This is a genomic window from Brevundimonas sp. GW821-FHT10A07, from assembly GCF_059415785.1.
Genome location: NZ_JBWKNX010000005.1, coordinates 197,355 through 211,418, shown reverse-complemented (window position 1 = coordinate 211,418; position 14,064 = coordinate 197,355). Strand labels below are relative to the sequence as shown.

At 65.6% G+C, this 14,064-nt stretch carries 17 protein-coding genes; 5 read left to right on the top strand and 12 right to left on the bottom strand.

Annotated features, from left to right (window positions below):
- Positions 1-70: 70 nt before the first annotated feature.
- Positions 71-334, top strand: a complete 264-nt coding sequence (locus AC07NC_RS06175; protein ID WP_494568947.1) for a 3'-5' exonuclease — start codon at positions 71-73, stop codon at positions 332-334.
- 94 nt (positions 335-428) lie between these two features.
- Here the strand turns inward: AC07NC_RS06175 and AC07NC_RS06170 are convergent, their stop codons facing one another.
- From AC07NC_RS06170 to AC07NC_RS06155, 4 genes are all read right to left on the bottom strand, one after another.
- Positions 429-1,352 (bottom strand): nucleotidyl transferase AbiEii/AbiGii toxin family protein, encoded by a 924-nt coding sequence (locus tag AC07NC_RS06170; protein ID WP_494568939.1) that lies wholly within the window; start codon positions 1,350-1,352, stop codon positions 429-431.
- The gene (locus AC07NC_RS06165; protein WP_312572337.1) at positions 1,339-2,169 is read right to left on the bottom strand and encodes a type IV toxin-antitoxin system AbiEi family antitoxin domain-containing protein; all 831 of its coding nucleotides are present in this window, start codon (positions 2,167-2,169) and stop codon (positions 1,339-1,341) included. The genes AC07NC_RS06170 and AC07NC_RS06165 overlap by 14 nt, the downstream gene beginning before the upstream one ends.
- 553 nt (positions 2,170-2,722) lie before the next feature.
- Positions 2,723-3,133: an organomercurial transporter MerC gene (merC, locus tag AC07NC_RS06160; protein WP_312572339.1), complete on the bottom strand. Its 411-nt coding sequence runs from the start codon at positions 3,131-3,133 to the stop codon at positions 2,723-2,725.
- 264 nt (positions 3,134-3,397) lie between these two features.
- Positions 3,398-3,847 carry a MerR family transcriptional regulator gene (locus AC07NC_RS06155; RefSeq protein WP_183197766.1) on the bottom strand — a complete coding sequence of 150 codons (450 nt, stop codon included), beginning with the start codon at positions 3,845-3,847 and terminating at the stop codon, positions 3,398-3,400.
- 81 nt (positions 3,848-3,928) lie between these two features.
- Here AC07NC_RS06155 and AC07NC_RS06150 point away from each other — a divergent pair, with 81 nt between their 5' ends.
- From AC07NC_RS06150 to merA, 3 genes are all read left to right on the top strand, one after another.
- Complete coding sequence (locus AC07NC_RS06150; protein WP_287928161.1) at positions 3,929-4,330, top strand: mercuric transporter MerT family protein; 402 nt, start codon at positions 3,929-3,931, stop codon at positions 4,328-4,330.
- 22 nt (positions 4,331-4,352) lie between these two features.
- Positions 4,353-4,670, top strand: a complete 318-nt coding sequence (locus tag AC07NC_RS06145) for a heavy-metal-associated domain-containing protein (protein WP_494568938.1) — start codon at positions 4,353-4,355, stop codon at positions 4,668-4,670.
- 186 nt (positions 4,671-4,856) lie between these two features.
- Positions 4,857-6,287 carry a mercury(II) reductase gene (gene merA / locus AC07NC_RS06140; RefSeq protein WP_183197772.1) on the top strand — a complete coding sequence of 477 codons (1,431 nt, stop codon included), beginning with the start codon at positions 4,857-4,859 and terminating at the stop codon, positions 6,285-6,287.
- Between the two features lie 69 nt (positions 6,288-6,356).
- On the opposite strand, the gene AC07NC_RS06135 is transcribed toward merA, so the two are convergent.
- Positions 6,357-7,646: a tyrosine-type recombinase/integrase gene (locus AC07NC_RS06135; protein ID WP_183197774.1), complete on the bottom strand. Its 1,290-nt coding sequence runs from the start codon at positions 7,644-7,646 to the stop codon at positions 6,357-6,359.
- A gap of 529 nt (positions 7,647-8,175) precedes the next feature.
- Between AC07NC_RS06135 and AC07NC_RS06130 the strand changes: the two genes are divergently transcribed.
- A complete protein-coding gene (locus AC07NC_RS06130; RefSeq protein WP_494568937.1) occupies positions 8,176-9,903 on the top strand; it encodes a methyl-accepting chemotaxis protein in 1,728 nt (575 codons plus the stop codon).
- Positions 9,904-9,967: 64 nt separating this feature from the next.
- On the opposite strand, the gene AC07NC_RS06125 is transcribed toward AC07NC_RS06130, so the two are convergent.
- The 7 genes from AC07NC_RS06125 to ccmA form a co-directional block, all read right to left on the bottom strand.
- Positions 9,968-10,468, bottom strand: coding sequence for a MarR family winged helix-turn-helix transcriptional regulator (locus tag AC07NC_RS06125; RefSeq protein WP_494568936.1), 501 nt, complete (start codon positions 10,466-10,468; stop codon positions 9,968-9,970).
- Between the two features lie 277 nt (positions 10,469-10,745).
- Positions 10,746-11,012 carry a hypothetical protein gene (locus AC07NC_RS06120; RefSeq protein WP_183196575.1) on the bottom strand — a complete coding sequence of 89 codons (267 nt, stop codon included), beginning with the start codon at positions 11,010-11,012 and terminating at the stop codon, positions 10,746-10,748.
- 58 nt (positions 11,013-11,070) lie between these two features.
- Positions 11,071-11,637: a DsbE family thiol:disulfide interchange protein gene (locus tag AC07NC_RS06115; RefSeq protein WP_494568935.1), complete on the bottom strand. Its 567-nt coding sequence runs from the start codon at positions 11,635-11,637 to the stop codon at positions 11,071-11,073.
- Positions 11,634-11,846, bottom strand: a complete 213-nt coding sequence (gene ccmD, locus AC07NC_RS06110; protein WP_494568934.1) for a heme exporter protein CcmD — start codon at positions 11,844-11,846, stop codon at positions 11,634-11,636. The genes AC07NC_RS06115 and ccmD overlap by 4 nt, the downstream gene beginning before the upstream one ends.
- Positions 11,847-12,566, bottom strand: a complete 720-nt coding sequence (gene ccmC, locus AC07NC_RS06105; protein WP_494568933.1) for a heme ABC transporter permease CcmC — start codon at positions 12,564-12,566, stop codon at positions 11,847-11,849.
- 54 nt (positions 12,567-12,620) lie between these two features.
- Positions 12,621-13,289 (bottom strand): heme exporter protein CcmB, encoded by a 669-nt coding sequence (gene ccmB / locus AC07NC_RS06100; protein WP_494568946.1) that lies wholly within the window; start codon positions 13,287-13,289, stop codon positions 12,621-12,623.
- Positions 13,290-13,324: 35 nt separating this feature from the next.
- Positions 13,325-13,948: a heme ABC exporter ATP-binding protein CcmA gene (gene ccmA, locus AC07NC_RS06095; protein ID WP_494568932.1), complete on the bottom strand. Its 624-nt coding sequence runs from the start codon at positions 13,946-13,948 to the stop codon at positions 13,325-13,327.
- Positions 13,949-14,064: the final 116 nt, after the last annotated feature.

The window sequence follows — 14,064 nt, the reverse complement described above, 5'->3', positions numbered from 1 at the left end:
GTGACGTCCATCCCGAACCTCAAAAGGGGGTCCCTATTGCACGCCGATAGGGGGTCCCTTTTAGACGCCGATTGACAATCAGATACCTCTGATGACCGTGCATAAGAGCAAGGGGCTTGAGTACGACACGATCGTCTTCATGGGGCTCGACGACCAAGCTTGGTGGGCGCACAAACCCGGCGACAAAGAGGGCCTCGCCGCGTTTTTCGTCGCTCTCTCCCGAGCGAAGCAGCGGGCCATCTTTGCGTTCTGCCAGCAACGTGGCCAACGATCAAAGGTAGCCGAGCTCTACGCGCTCCTAGGGCAGGCTGGCGTTCCGGAAATCGCCATCTAGACCCGACGCGCAGACGCCTAAACGACCGTTTTGTCAGTTGCTCATACCGTCCGAACCTCGGAGTCTGTGAGCATGCTGCGGTCTGGCGCTATTGTCAGACTGATTGCGGCCAAGTCTGTCGAAGCCGTTCGACCATGTCCGCGCGCCGGGCGGGCTCCAGGCGGTCGAGGTTTAACTGCTTCCAGCGCACGGCGGGGAGGTCGGCGGCGTCGGGCAGGCCGATGAGGTCCCAGTCGGGCGCGCCGGCCTTGAACCCGATCAGGAAGGTGCGGTGCGCCTCCGGCATATCGTCGACGATGGCAGTGATCAGGGCGGCGCGCGCCGCGATGAGGTCCTCAAGGTCCACTGGGTCTTCGGTCATCCCATCGAAGCCGCGTTCGAACTCCTGGGTCAGATCCTTGGGATTGGCGCGGAGCACCTCGGCCATGGGCCGGTGGTGGCTGGCCAAATAGATCACAAAGGCCTGTCGCAGTGCCGGCGTGATCCCCTCGTTGGCCAGAAGGTCGCGCACATCGAACAGGTCGCGGGGATGCTGGCGGTCCAGCGCCGCCATGATCTTGCCGGCATAGAGATCCGCGTGGGAAACCATCCGGGCCTCCGCATAGCCGAAGCGCTCTTCCACTGCCGCTGAAACCGGACGGATCTCGGGCTCGAACACCACGCCGCGCAGGACCGGCGTCACCTCCACCTTGATCACCGCGCCGTCCGCGCGGACGAGCAGCTTGTCGATCACGGGCTGGGCTCCACCCTTGCCGCGCACGACGACCGATCCCGGCAGGGCGTGTTCGATGGCGTCAGCGATCCGCCTCAAGGCCGCGTCGATTGCGGCGAGCGATGTGTCCCGATCCTCAACCGGCAGATAGGTCAGGTCGATATCCACCGACAGCCGCGGCAGATCACGGACGAACAGATTGATCGCCGTGCCGCCCTTAAGGGCGAAGACAGGTTCCTGGAACACGAGGGGGAGGGTTTGGACGAGGAGGCGGACCTGCCGGGCGTAGACGTCACTGACCGGCATCGAGCGACCTCGGCACGGTGATCTTGTAGGTCGGGTCCAGTCTGCCGCCCTTGGCGAGCACGCGGTTGCCGCTGCCCAGATCGATGGTGTTACGGTCCAGGGCTTTAAGCCACGCATGAGCGTGCCGATCGGCGAAATAGAAGAACAGGCGTTTGACCTTCACGCTCACGCAATCCTCGAGCAGGCGCTGCAGCCGTCGCGGGCTGAGGGTGGCCAGGGCGCCCATCAGCTGATCCACTTGGTCGAAGCTCTCATGATCGGGGAGTTCGTCCAGAAGTTCGAGGATGGCGCGCTCGGGCGTCGACTGGCGCAAGGGCCATTGCCAGTGGCCCAGGGGGGTGTCCACCACTGCGGCGCGGGCCCAGTCCGCCAGGAGGCCGGTCTCGCTGGAGTCCTCGCCGAGCCGGGCGACCTCGAAGTATCGGGCGCTGCTGAACAGCTTCTGCGACGGATGATATTTGAACGCGACATCCAGAGGCAGGTCGGCCAGCCAGGTCGGCGGGGTTTCGTCGCCGTAGAGATGAACCTCCTTGCGGGTGGCAGGAAGGTAGTGGGCGTAGCCCTGGAGCTCGAGCGCGGTGCGTCCTCCCACGACGACGGAATAGTCGAGCAGGGCCTGGAGCGACAGCACGGCGACCGGCCAGTCGAGGGTTCCGCGCGGACGTCGATAAACGCGGCGCGCCGTGCGTTCCAGGCGCCCCGAAGCGACGTATTTGGCCCTCAGCGAGTTGGGATAGCCGTTCTCATTCATCCAGCCGGAATCGACCAGGAGGCCTTCCGGGAGGATACGTTCGAGCTTGTTTAGCTTTCCCAGCATTTGAACACTCATAGTGTCCTAATATGAAGATTGTCAAACATATTGGTTTGCCATTCTTGAAATTGGAACGCCGTGAGTGTCTTACTGCGCTCAAAGTCAAACCATGCATGGTGCGGGATTGATACCAGCAAGTCGCCCCGAGTTCAGGCCTTGGCACTGCATCGCTCGCCAATCAACTCTGTAAGCGCCCGAACCGGATCGTCACTCAGATGCCAGCGTAGTCGGCCGACAAATAGTCCAACAGGCGCCAAGCGACGTGGGCCTTCGGTTGAAGCCGGAGCTTAAAATAAGAGCGACACGGGAGCTGCTAGGGATTGGTCCTCACGCCACTTCTTCGGGTCTAGCTCGCGTAACCAGACCGGCCGTATCGCTTCGGCACGGAGATAGGGTCTGTGGACCCTGCAGATCTAAGGAGCAGATCTAAGGACATGGCTCAGCACGCTGAACCTCCTCGCCCATCGACCCTGTTTTGACGCACGATATGGCAGCGGGTGTGATCCTACGACGAGAGGCCTTGGTGCTCATCTGCTCGTCTTACCGGGGGAAAGGAAACTCAAGCCGCACCGGCGAGCCTCCTTTTCGGTGTGGACACCAGATCCCAGATCGACACAGCGATCATCAACGTCAGACTTGGGTAAAGGAGCCAAGCCGTGGGCCAGCCAAAGCTCGCCATCAGCAAGGCGGCGGCCAATACCAGCAGAGGTCCGACCATGCCCAGGGTCATTCTTGACCATCGCCGATGGCGCATCCCGCTGGCCACGTTGGCGGCCAACGCGATAACCGCGAACAGAGGGAGCAGGTAGCGGATGAAGACCCCTTCATACTGACTCAAGAAGCCTAGACCCAAAGCTGCGGCCAAGCTGCCGAGTGCGGGAAAACACGCCGCGCAGCCCATAGCCGCAACAATCGCGCCGACTACGCCCGCTTTATCAGCCGCGCGGGTGATGGGTTCTTGGTCCGGCACGCTTTTCCCTCGGGAAGCTGGAGTATGGCGATCTGAGCCCAGCAAGTGTTGAGCGCGCTGGTGTCGATCGTCTCGGACAACCGAGTAGGGTCTGTAGTCCCTACAGATACAAGAGCATTCTTGTCTTTCCAAAATCCGTCGGGTCGATTGCGTGACGAGGCGAGGCTCGCCGTGATGGACTAGCGCCAAAAAATCAACCGCCAGCCCCGGATGAGGCGGGATATAAACGTCCGAACCTGAAAGCTGCGGGCGGGCAGGGGCCGTTCAGGGCACCGGCCGGGTTCCAGCCTCGGAATCAAACAGGGCTTCCAGGATCGGGCAATCCGGCGTGGCGCCGTCGGCGCAGCGCGAGACCATCTCGACGAGCACCTCTTCCATCTTCCTCAGAGCAGCTAGCTTGGAACGGACGTCGCCCAGATGGGCGGCAGCGACCACGCGCGCCTCCGCGCACGGAAGATCGCGCTGTTCGGCCAGTTCGAGCAAATCCCTTATTTCATTCAGCGTGAACCCGAGCTCCCGGGCCCGGCGCACGAAATTGAGCCGGAGCAGATGACCGCGGCCATAGAGGCGGTGTCCACCCTCGCTGCGAGCAGGCGCGGGCATCAGGCCGATCTTCTCGTAATAGCGCACGGTTTCGATGTTGACCCCGGTCCGCCGGGACAACTCGCCGATAGGAAGCTGTGGGGCCGTATCCCGCAGGGCCGATTTGTCCATGAAGCGTTTTACCTCTTGTATCTGTAGTGACTACAGACCCTACCTTGTGTGTCTCGACCAGTGAAGGCGTGAGGAGTGTTAATGGCAGACGGCAAGCAAGAGTTCGGCGGACACTCGGCGCGCACCGACAAACCCATCGCTCGCGGGTGGCTTGCCGTCGGAGGACTTGCCGCCGCGATCGGCGCCACTTCCTGCTGCGTACTGCCGCTGGCCTTGTTCGCGCTCGGGATCAGCGGGGCATGGATAGGCAACGTCACGGCGCTGGCCCCCTACCATCTTTATTTCGTGGCCGCCGCCGTGGTGCTGCTGAGCCTCGGCTTCTTCCGGGTCTACCGCCAGCCCCGGGCCGCCTGCGCCGACGACGTGACCTGCGCCCGGCCGGCCTCGACGCGCCTCATCAAGATCGCGCTCTGGACGGCGACCCTGCTCGTCGCCCTCGCCCTCGCATTTCCCTATGTCGCGCCGCTGCTGATCGGCGCCTGAATTTTTCCTGGAGACTTCGATCATGACCCTTTCGGTCCGCAACGCTCTCGTCTTCGCGGCGGCTGTCTTCACCGCTGATGCCGCCCAAGCCGCCGAACGCACGGTGAGGCTCGACGTTAGCAATGTGACCTGCGTGACCTGCGTGACCTGCGCGCCCATCGTCCGCCGCACGATCTCGCGCATCTCCGGTGTTGAAGCCGTGACCGTCGCCTTGACCCCGGGCGGGAGAGGACAGGCCGTGGCGACGGTGACCTACGATGACGCCCGAGTGACGCCGGCCGCCCTGGCGCTCGCGTCGACCAGGGCCGGCTATCCCGCGCGTGTTCAGGCGCGCCGATAAACGCTGCCGGCGTCCGGTCGTGACGCCTCGAGGCCGACATTCAAACTCTGTCGCGCGGCCAGTCTCCGCGTCAGCAGACGCTCGTGATGACATCCAGCTCTCGCCGCTATCCGACGTAAGCCGGGCAACGTCGGGGTTGACGCCGCTTTGTTAGCGGCAAAGTCTATTCAGAAGGATCCGGACAATATGAGTGATTGTTGCACGCCCTCAGGGGATATCGCCAAGACTTACGATCTCGTCGTGGTCGGGGCGGGGTCGGCCGGGTTCTCGGCCGCCATCACGGCGGCGGAACAGGGCGCACGGGTCGCGCTCGTCGGAGACGGAACGATAGGCGGCACATGCGTCAACGTCGGTTGCGTGCCGTCCAAGGCGCTGATCCGGGCCGTCGAACCCCTGCACCAGGCCCGGGCCGCTTGCCGCTTCGACGGCGTCCGGGCCTCGGCCGCCATCGCTGACTGGTCCGCAGCGGTTCGCCAGAAAGACAGACTGGTCGATGACCTTCGCCAGGCAAAGTACGAGGACGTGCTGCAGGGTTATGACGCCATCACCTACCACGAAGGCCCGGCGAGACTCGTCCAAGGCGGCGTGGAGGTCGGCGGCGTCCGACTGATTGCGGACAAGGTGATCATCGCGACCGGTTCACGTCCGGGGGTTCCAGCGATCCCCGGCATCGAATCCGTGCCTTATCTGACCAGCACGACCGCGCTCGAACTGGAGGCCCTGCCCCGATCGATGCTGGTGATCGGCGGCGGCTATATCGGGGTGGAACTGGCCCAGATGTTCAGCCGGGCGGGCGTCCACGTCACCATCGCCTGCCGCTCCCGGCTACTGCCTGAGGGGGAACCCGAAATCAGTGAGGCGCTGCAGCGCTATCTCGTGGACGAAGGCGTCACGGTCGTAGCGGGGGCAGTCTACGGGTCTATCGACGCGTCCGACGAGGGGGGCTCACTCAGGCTGACGCAAGCCGGTGGCAAAGAAACGATAACCGCGGAGCGCGTTCTGATCACAACGGGCCGGGTTCCCAACTCCGACGAGCTGGGGCTTTCCGAGATGGGGATCCAGATGTCGCCAACGGGAGGCGTCGTCATCGACGACCGGATGCGCACGACGCGCGCGGGCGTCTATGCCGCAGGCGATGTCACCGGCACGGATCAGTTCGTCTATATGGCCGCCTACGGCGCGCGACTGGCCGCTAGGAACGCGCTGAACGGCGACACCCAGGTCTACGACAATCGCGCCATGCCGGCGGTCGTTTTCACGGATCCGCAGGTTGCGACGGTGGGACTGACGGAAGCCGCAGCCCGCGCGGCCGGTCACGATGTGCAGACCTCGATGATCACCCTTCATCACGTTCCTCGCGCGCTCGCGGCCAGGGACACGCGTGGGCTCATCAAGCTGGTGGCGGATCGCGGCACGCGGCGACTCCTCGGCGCGCACATTCTGGCGCCTGAAGGGGCGGACAGCATCCAGACGGCGGCGGTGGCCATCAAGTGCGGAATGACAGTGGAGCAGTTGGGCGACACGATCTTCCCCTACCTCACGACAGTCGAGGGCCTGAAGCTGGCCGCGCTGACGTTCAACAAGGACGTCAGCAAACTGTCTTGCTGCGCAGGTTGAGAGGTACGACCGGATGCTTTCCACTTCGCCACCTGTCGGGTTGGCGAAGCCAGTCGTCCAATGTTTCCTTCAGGTCTTGGGACTGAATCGCTCACCAATCCGCTCTGCAAGCGCCCGAACCGGATCGTCGCTCAGATGGGCATACCGTTCCGTGGCGCGACTGTTGGCGTGTCCCAGCGCCTTGCCGATCATCGGGAGACTGGCCCCGTCCGCCAGGGCGAAGCTTGCGAAACTGTGGCGCAGGTCGTGGATGCGGACGCCTTCCAGCTTGGCTTTCGGGAGCACCTTGTCGCGCCAGATCTTGGACTCGGAGGTCGCATATCCGTTGTCGCCCTTGGTGGCCGGAAAGACAAACTGGCTTCGACCGCGGGTCTTGTAGAGACGCTGCAGGATTCCGAAGGCCATGTCGTTGAGCGAGATCCGACGATCCCCCGTGCGACCGCCCGCCTTGGTGCGGCTCGGCGGTAGCACGAGCCGGCGCCGGTCAAAGTCGACCTCCGTCCACCGCAGGCCCGCGATCTCGTTGCGGCGCGCGCCTGTCAGAAGCAGAAGCCGATAGACCGCGCCCTGCCGTTCGGAGATCGTCGCATCCGCCTCCAGGGCGTCGAGTGCGGCGATCAAACCCTGAGCCTGGGACTCGGACAGGAAGCGTTCGACCGCCGGTCGGAGCTTTCGTTCGACCTTCGCGCACGGGTTCGGGCCGGCGAAATGCCCCTTGTCGATCGCCCAGTTGAAGGTCGCGCGCAGGGTGGAATAGGTCCGGTCCGCGATACCCGCCCCGCCCTTGACGATGGATCGACCACGAAGTTTGGTCTTCACATCCTTGGCGGTCTTCCCGGCCGTGATCGATCGGATCATCCCGGTGATGTGGTCGCGGGTGACCGTATCAAGCGCCATCTTGCCGAGCAGGGGAACGACGTGGCGCTCGAGGTTCGTCCGGTCCATGGCCCATGACGAGTCCCGTTTGGTCGGTTTGTCGTCCGGCCCTTTCTCCAGATACAACTCGACCAAGCCTTTGATGGTGAGACCCTCGATGCGCCTGCGTGCTTCGCCGGGATCGATGCCGCGCCGCGCATCGACCACCACCGACGCCGCCTCCTTGCGAGCCCGATCCGCCGTGAGCTTGTCCGGCCCATCCCCATGCTCGCCGAGCGTCAGCCAGCGCTGGATCCCGCGGACCCGATACTTGATGGCGAACATCCTTCGGACAGGCTTGGCGGCATGGCCCTGTCGGGTTTCGGTCCCAGGATAGATTCGAAGACAGAAGCCTGCGATCTCGCTGTCCCAGATTCGACCCTCGCCGATCTCCGGAACGGGCGCGCTCTCAACCACTCGCTTGGTTAGTTTTTGCTTCGTCATGGCGATAGAAATATACGCTCATTTCCGAGCCACCGCTACCACTCCGCTACCAACTCAAGTGAAACCGTGCGAAACGCTCCGTAACCGGATAAACAAGAAAACCTATGTAAAACAATATGAAAAGCTGATTTTTGGAACGTCCTGAAAAGCCCGGAAATGCTGATCCCCAACATTGCCAAGGTTGGGGTCGAGAGTTCGAATCTCTTCGCCCGCTCCAAGTCGAGACTGACAAAATCAGGGGCCTGTCGTTTCGCGGCAGGCCCCGATTTGTTTCCTCCATCCCTTCGGTCATCACGGTGGACGTCCGTTGTCCCGGAGCCGCGGGGGCGGCGGGTTCGTCATGAAAGGCCTAGCCGAGAGGCGCCGGAATCCGCCGTGCTGAAGCGTAAAACGGCGTGTCGATTCAGATGCTTCGGGGGCTGAGCATATCCACACGTCTTGGTAGCGAATGGGTGATATCCAAGGAAGGAATCAACCGGGCAAAGACTGGGACGCAATGTTGGGCAGGGGAAAACGATCGGCGTCGCTGGTGCTTGAAGAAGCTGTCGAAGCCTTGCGAACCAATGTGATGATCGCGGACCAGGACCTGAACATCACCTATCTGAATCCCGCGGTTCAGGACCTGCTGCAGGCCGCTGAGGCGGATCTGCGCAAGGAACTTCCGAACTTCAGCGTCGCCAAACTGGTCGGCAGCAACATCGACATCTTTCACAAGAACCCGGCCCATCAGCGCGGGATGCTGGCGGCCCTGACCAAGCCGCATTCGGCGACCATCCGCGTCGGAGACCTGGCCTTCGACCTTCACGTCAGCCCGCTGAAGCGGCGGGGCAAGCCGGCCGGCTTTGTCGTGGAGTGGGCGGACGCCCACCACCGGCTCGCCAGCGAGGATTTCGCGGCCCAGATCCAGGCGATCGGGCGATCCCAGGCGATGATCGAGTTCAAGCTGGACGGCACGATCGTCAACGCCAACGAGCGATTTCTCGATGTCATGGGCTACCAGCTCAATGAAGTCGTCGGCCGCAAACACGAGATCTTCGCCGAACAGGAATATCGTGACAGCCCCGACTATCAGCAGTTCTGGGCGGCGCTCGCGAGCGGCGCGTTCCAGTCCGGCGAGTTTCGGCGGGTCCGCAAGGACGGGGGCGTCGTCACGATCCAGGGCGCGTACAATCCCATCCTCGGCCCGGACGGCAAGGTGGCCAAGGTGGTCAAATTCGCCACAGACGTGACGCAGCGCGTGGAGGCCGTAACCGTGATCGGCGACGCGCTGACGGCGCTCGCCGAGGGCGATCTCCAGCAGCGGATAACGACCCAATTCATACCCGAACTCGACAAGCTCCGGATCGACTTCAACAGCGCCGTCGAAACCCTCCAGGCGACCATGACCAGCGTCGGCGCGACCGCGGGCGCGATTCGCGCGGGCGCCGACGAGATCGGCGTCGCTTCCGACGAATTGTCGCGCCGGACCGAACAGCAGGCCTCCAGTCTGGAAGAGACCGCCGCGGCGCTCGATCAGCTCACCTCGACCGTCAACAGCAGCGCCGCCAATGCGCAGAAGGCGGCCGCCGTCGCGCTCGGCGCCAGGGGGGACGCCCAACGCTCGGGCGACGTCATGGGCGAGGCGATCTCCGCCATGTCGGAAATCGAGCGATCAGCCGTTGAAATCACCAACATCATCGGGGTGATCGACGAGATCGCCTTCCAGACCAATCTGCTGGCCCTGAACGCCGGGGTCGAGGCGGCGCGGGCCGGGGACGCCGGCCGCGGCTTCGCCGTCGTCGCTTCCGAGGTGCGGGCGCTCGCCCAACGATCTGCGGAAGCCGCCAAGGAGATCAAGGGACTCATCGCGGGCAGCTCGCAGCAGGTCACCAAGGGCGTCAAACTGGTCGGCGAGACCGGAGAGGCTCTCGGGGTCATTGTCGAGCGCGTGGCCGAAATCGACGCCCTGATCAGCGACATCGCCACCTCGGCCCGTGAGCAGTCCTCGGGCCTGAGCGAAGTGAATGTGGCGGTCAACCAGATGGACCAGGTCACCCAGCAGAACGCCGCCATGGTCGAGGAGTCCACGGCCGCTTCACATTCGCTCCGTCAGGAGACCGAAGGGCTGATGACGATGATCGGGCGGTTTCAGCTTGGAACGGCGGGAAGCTCACCCCGACAGCAGGCCGCGCCCGAGCCTCGCCCGGTCCGCCTCGTCGCCGTCGGCGGCGGACGGGTCCAGGCTGCGCCGGCGACATCGGACTGGGAGGCGTTCTGAAGCGAGCCGCCGTCCCGATCTTCGGAACGCCCAGGCGCGGCTCAGGAGCGAATGGGGATACCGGTCACGCGCCGAGCATAGAGACCGGTCCGGGCATGCAGGCGCAGCCTCGGGGCCGCGGCGCCGGGTCTGCGTCCGTCGCAACGGAACAATCGTGCGCCCCAAGGGCGGCGTTCATCCGGGACAGGACGGCGAGGGCGGTCGAGAGGTCCTGGAGCGAGACAGAGCTTTCGGCGCTGTATTGCACGCATGAGGCGCAGGCCGACCAGAGTTTCGCCGCCTCTCGTCCGCTGTCGGTAAGGCGCAGGAGGTGGGCGCGTCGATCCCCCTTCAGGGCCTGGCGCTCCACCAGACCCGCCGCAAGAAGGCCGGTGACACGCGTCGACATGACGGCCTCCGAAAGCGCCAGCGCATCGGCCGCTTCCCTCTGGATCAAGCCGGAGGGGCGCTGGGCCAGAAGGTTCAGAACCGCCAGCTGGCCCGCGTTCAGGCCGCCTTCCGCCAGCACCTCGTCCACCCGCGTCGTCCATCGACGCGCAAGCCGGATGACGGCGGACTGCAGCATGGTCCCCACAGCGTGATGATTGGCAGGTCCGCAGGTTCGCACGTCGCCCCACTTGGGACATTGGCACGTCGTCTTCTCCCAGCGGCCGGTTTCGAAGCGCTCTGCCATCGCCGTCTCTCGTTTTCGGCGTCGAGAGTCCTTGAAAGCCCAGGTGAGCGCAATAAGGGGTATCCCTCCGTATCCAGCGCAAAATCCTGAGGGACGACATGTCCCGACGCGCTCTACAGCCAAGCGCATCGCCCTGGCGGCCCGAGGGTCGCGCTCAGCTTGGGTCGGATCAGACCTTGATGTCGAGATAGGAGCCGGGGCGCATGATCCGGGGCTCTTCGCGTTCCGGCGCCGCCGGGGCGGGTTCGACGGGGCGCGCCGGATTGGCGGTGCGCACCGTGGACATGACGGCGGCGGCGGGCGCCTGACTGGGTTGAACGCGTGAAGCCTGATCCAGGGCGGCGCGGAAGAAGGCGGCCTGCGCGTTTCGCGCCGTCGGCAGGTCGAGACCTTGCGACGGGACGGGCTGCGGCAAACCGGGGCGAATCGCGCTCATGCCCAAACGTTAACGCATCCGGAGCGATCAATCGTTAACAAGGCCTCTCGAAAGAGAGTTAATGCGATTTTTCACCGGGAGCGGGCCGGGGCGGGGCCTGCATGGAGGCGACGAGTCGTTCGATGTCGGCGTCGTTCAGCAGGGGACCGGACTGTTTGGCGGTGATCCGGCCCATGGCGTCGACGGCGAAGGTCTCGGGCACGCCGGAAATGCCCAGGTCCAGACCGGCCCGACCCTCGCGGTCCACCAGAACCATGGAATAGGGATCGCCCAACTCGTCCAGGAAGGCGCGGGTGGCGAACGGCTCGTCCTTGTAGGCGACGCCGACGACGGCGATCCCGCGCGCCTTCAGGGCCAGAAGCTTGGGATGTTCGATCCGGCACGGCGTGCACCAGGAGGCGAAGACATTGACCAGCATGGGTCGGCCCACGCCCGCCGTCTTGAGGTCCAGATTGCCGGGTCCGGCGGTGTCGCCGGTCAGCATGGGCAGCACCGTTTCGGGGATCGGCTGGCCGACCATGGCGTCGGGCTTGAAGGCGGGATCGCGTTTCAGCGACCAGCCGACGAACAGAGCGGCGAGCGCGCTGAGCACCACCAGGGGCAGGAGGGCCAGCCAGCGGTTCACTTTAAGGGCCCTATCGCGCTTTGCGCTACTTGAGGGCGGAGGGAGTCCGCGCCTTCTGTCTTTGAGCTCGTCTCCAACCGCTCCAGTTCCCGCTTCCATTTGCGGGAGATGATGACGGCGCGGGCGGTCAGGGCGATCAGCACCAGGGCGCTGACGCCCCAGGCGGGCCAGACGAAGGCGGCGTAGGGGGTCATGTCGAGGTCGAGCATCTAAGCCTCCAGCGCCTTTCGGGCGCGCAGGGTCAGGACGCGGCGACGGCGGACCTCGGTGCGGATCGCTGTCAGCCACAGGGCCGCGAACAGAACCCCATAGGCCGCCAGCATGGTCAGGAAGGGTGGCAGATAGACCGGGTCCAGGCCCGAGGATCCGGGGGTCAGGAAGCTGGCCGGCTGGTGCAGGGTGTTCCACCAGTCGACCGAGAATTTGACGATGGGCAGGTTGATCAGGCCGACCAGGCCCAGGACGGCGGCGGCGCGGGCGCCCTTCTGCTCGTCGTCGATCGAGGCCCGCAGCGCCATATAGCCGAGGTAGAAGAGAAACAGGACCAGCACGCTGGTCAGGCGCGCGTCCCACACCCACCATGTCCCCCACATCGGTTGGCCCCACAGCGAGCCCGTGAACAGGGCCAGGGCCGTGAAGGCGGCGCCGGGCAGAGCGGCGGCGCGGGCGGCGGCGTCGGCCAGGGCGTGGCGGAACACCAGGGCGAAGAAGCTGGAGACGCCCAGGGCCGAATAGGCGCCCAGACCCCAGACGGCGGCGGGCACATGGACGAACATGATCCGCACCGTATCGCCCTGCTGATAGTCGGCGGGGACGGAGAAGCTGAGCCAGGTCCCGACCGCCAGCAGAACGGTTGCGGCCGCCCAGAGCAAGGGCGTCAGGGGGCCGGTGAAGGCCATGAAACGCTGCGGGTTGGACAGGCCGAACATGGCGTCAGCGATTACGCGGGGTCGCGACGGCGGGCAAGCGGCGGATCACCTCCGTCATCCCTGGGCGTTGCGCACCGCCGCCGCTCCCGCGAAGGCGGCGATCACCCCGGCGAACAGGACATAGGCGGCGAGGAAGGCCAGGGCCGGCGCGGGCGACTGGCCGGACGCCGCGCGTTCCAGCGCCCCGGCGCCGAAGACCACGGGCGGAATGAACAGGGGCAGGACGACGACGGCGATCAACAGGCCGCCGCGTTTCGCCCCAAGGGCCAGGGCGGCGCCCAGGGTTCCGGTGCAGGCGAAGCCCGCCCCGCCGATCAGGGCCGACAAGGCGGTGAGCGGGACCAACGCCGGCGGCAGGCCCAGGGCCAGGGCGGCGACAGGCGCGGTCAGGGCCAGGGGCAGGCCGACGGCGATCCACTGGGCCAGGGCCTTGATCAGCACCACCGATTCCAGCGGCAGATGGCCCAGGGCCAGCAGGTCCAGGGCGCCGTCCTCGAGATCCCGCTCGAACAGCCGCTCCAGCGACAGCAAAGAGGCGAGGGCCAGGGCCAGCCAGGCGATCCCGCCGGCGACGGGCGAAAGCGTGCGCGGATCGCCGCCCACGGCCAGGGGCAGGACGGCGGTCAGGCAGGCGAAGAAGCCGCAGGCCAGCAGGGGGCCGCCCCCGCCGCCCCAGGCCAGGTCCAGCTCCCGCTCCAGCAGCACGCGCGTCGCGCCGCGCATACCGGGCGGGCGGGGTTCGGCGTCGACAGGACGGCTCACGTCAGACCTCCCAGGTCCAGGGTGCGGGCCGGGAGGGGCAGGGGGTCGTGGACGGCGGCGAGGATCAGGCCGTCGGCGTCGAGATGGCGGCGCATCTGGTCTGCGAAGGCCGCGCGCCAGCGGGCGTCCAGCGGGGCCATCGGCTCGTCCAGCAGCCACAGGGCGCGCGGCGATCCGACCAGCCGGCCCATGGCCAGGCGGCGGCGCTGGCCGGCGGACAGGCGGCGGACTTCAAGGTCCAGCAGGGGGGCGAGGCCGAAAGCCTGGACCGCATCGTCCATGCCGCATTGGACATGACCCAGCCAGTCGCACTGGAAGCCCAGTTCTTCGCGCGCCGTTCGGCTGGTCTTCAGTCCGTCCTGGTGACCGAGGAAATGGGTTTCGCGGCCGCGCGCCAGCCGTTCGTCCAGCGGATTGCCGTCGCCGTCATGGAAGGCGACCTCTCCCGTATCCGGCCGCAACAGGCCGGCGATGGTGCGCAGCAGACTGGTCTTGCCTGCGCCATTGGCGCCCGTCAGCACCACGGCTTCGCCGGCCTGGAGGCGCAGGTCGAGACCCTGGAACAGACGACGCTCGCCGCGTGAGACGGTCAGGTCTGAGATCGAGAGGGTGTGGATCATGACGGCGACACTCTCCCTCCCCGTTCCGGGGAGGGGCGTCGCGGAGCGACGGGGTGGGGGCGGCCCGGCGAGGGCGCACGATTTCCTGGAAACAAGGCGAGCGATGGGTCGCGCGG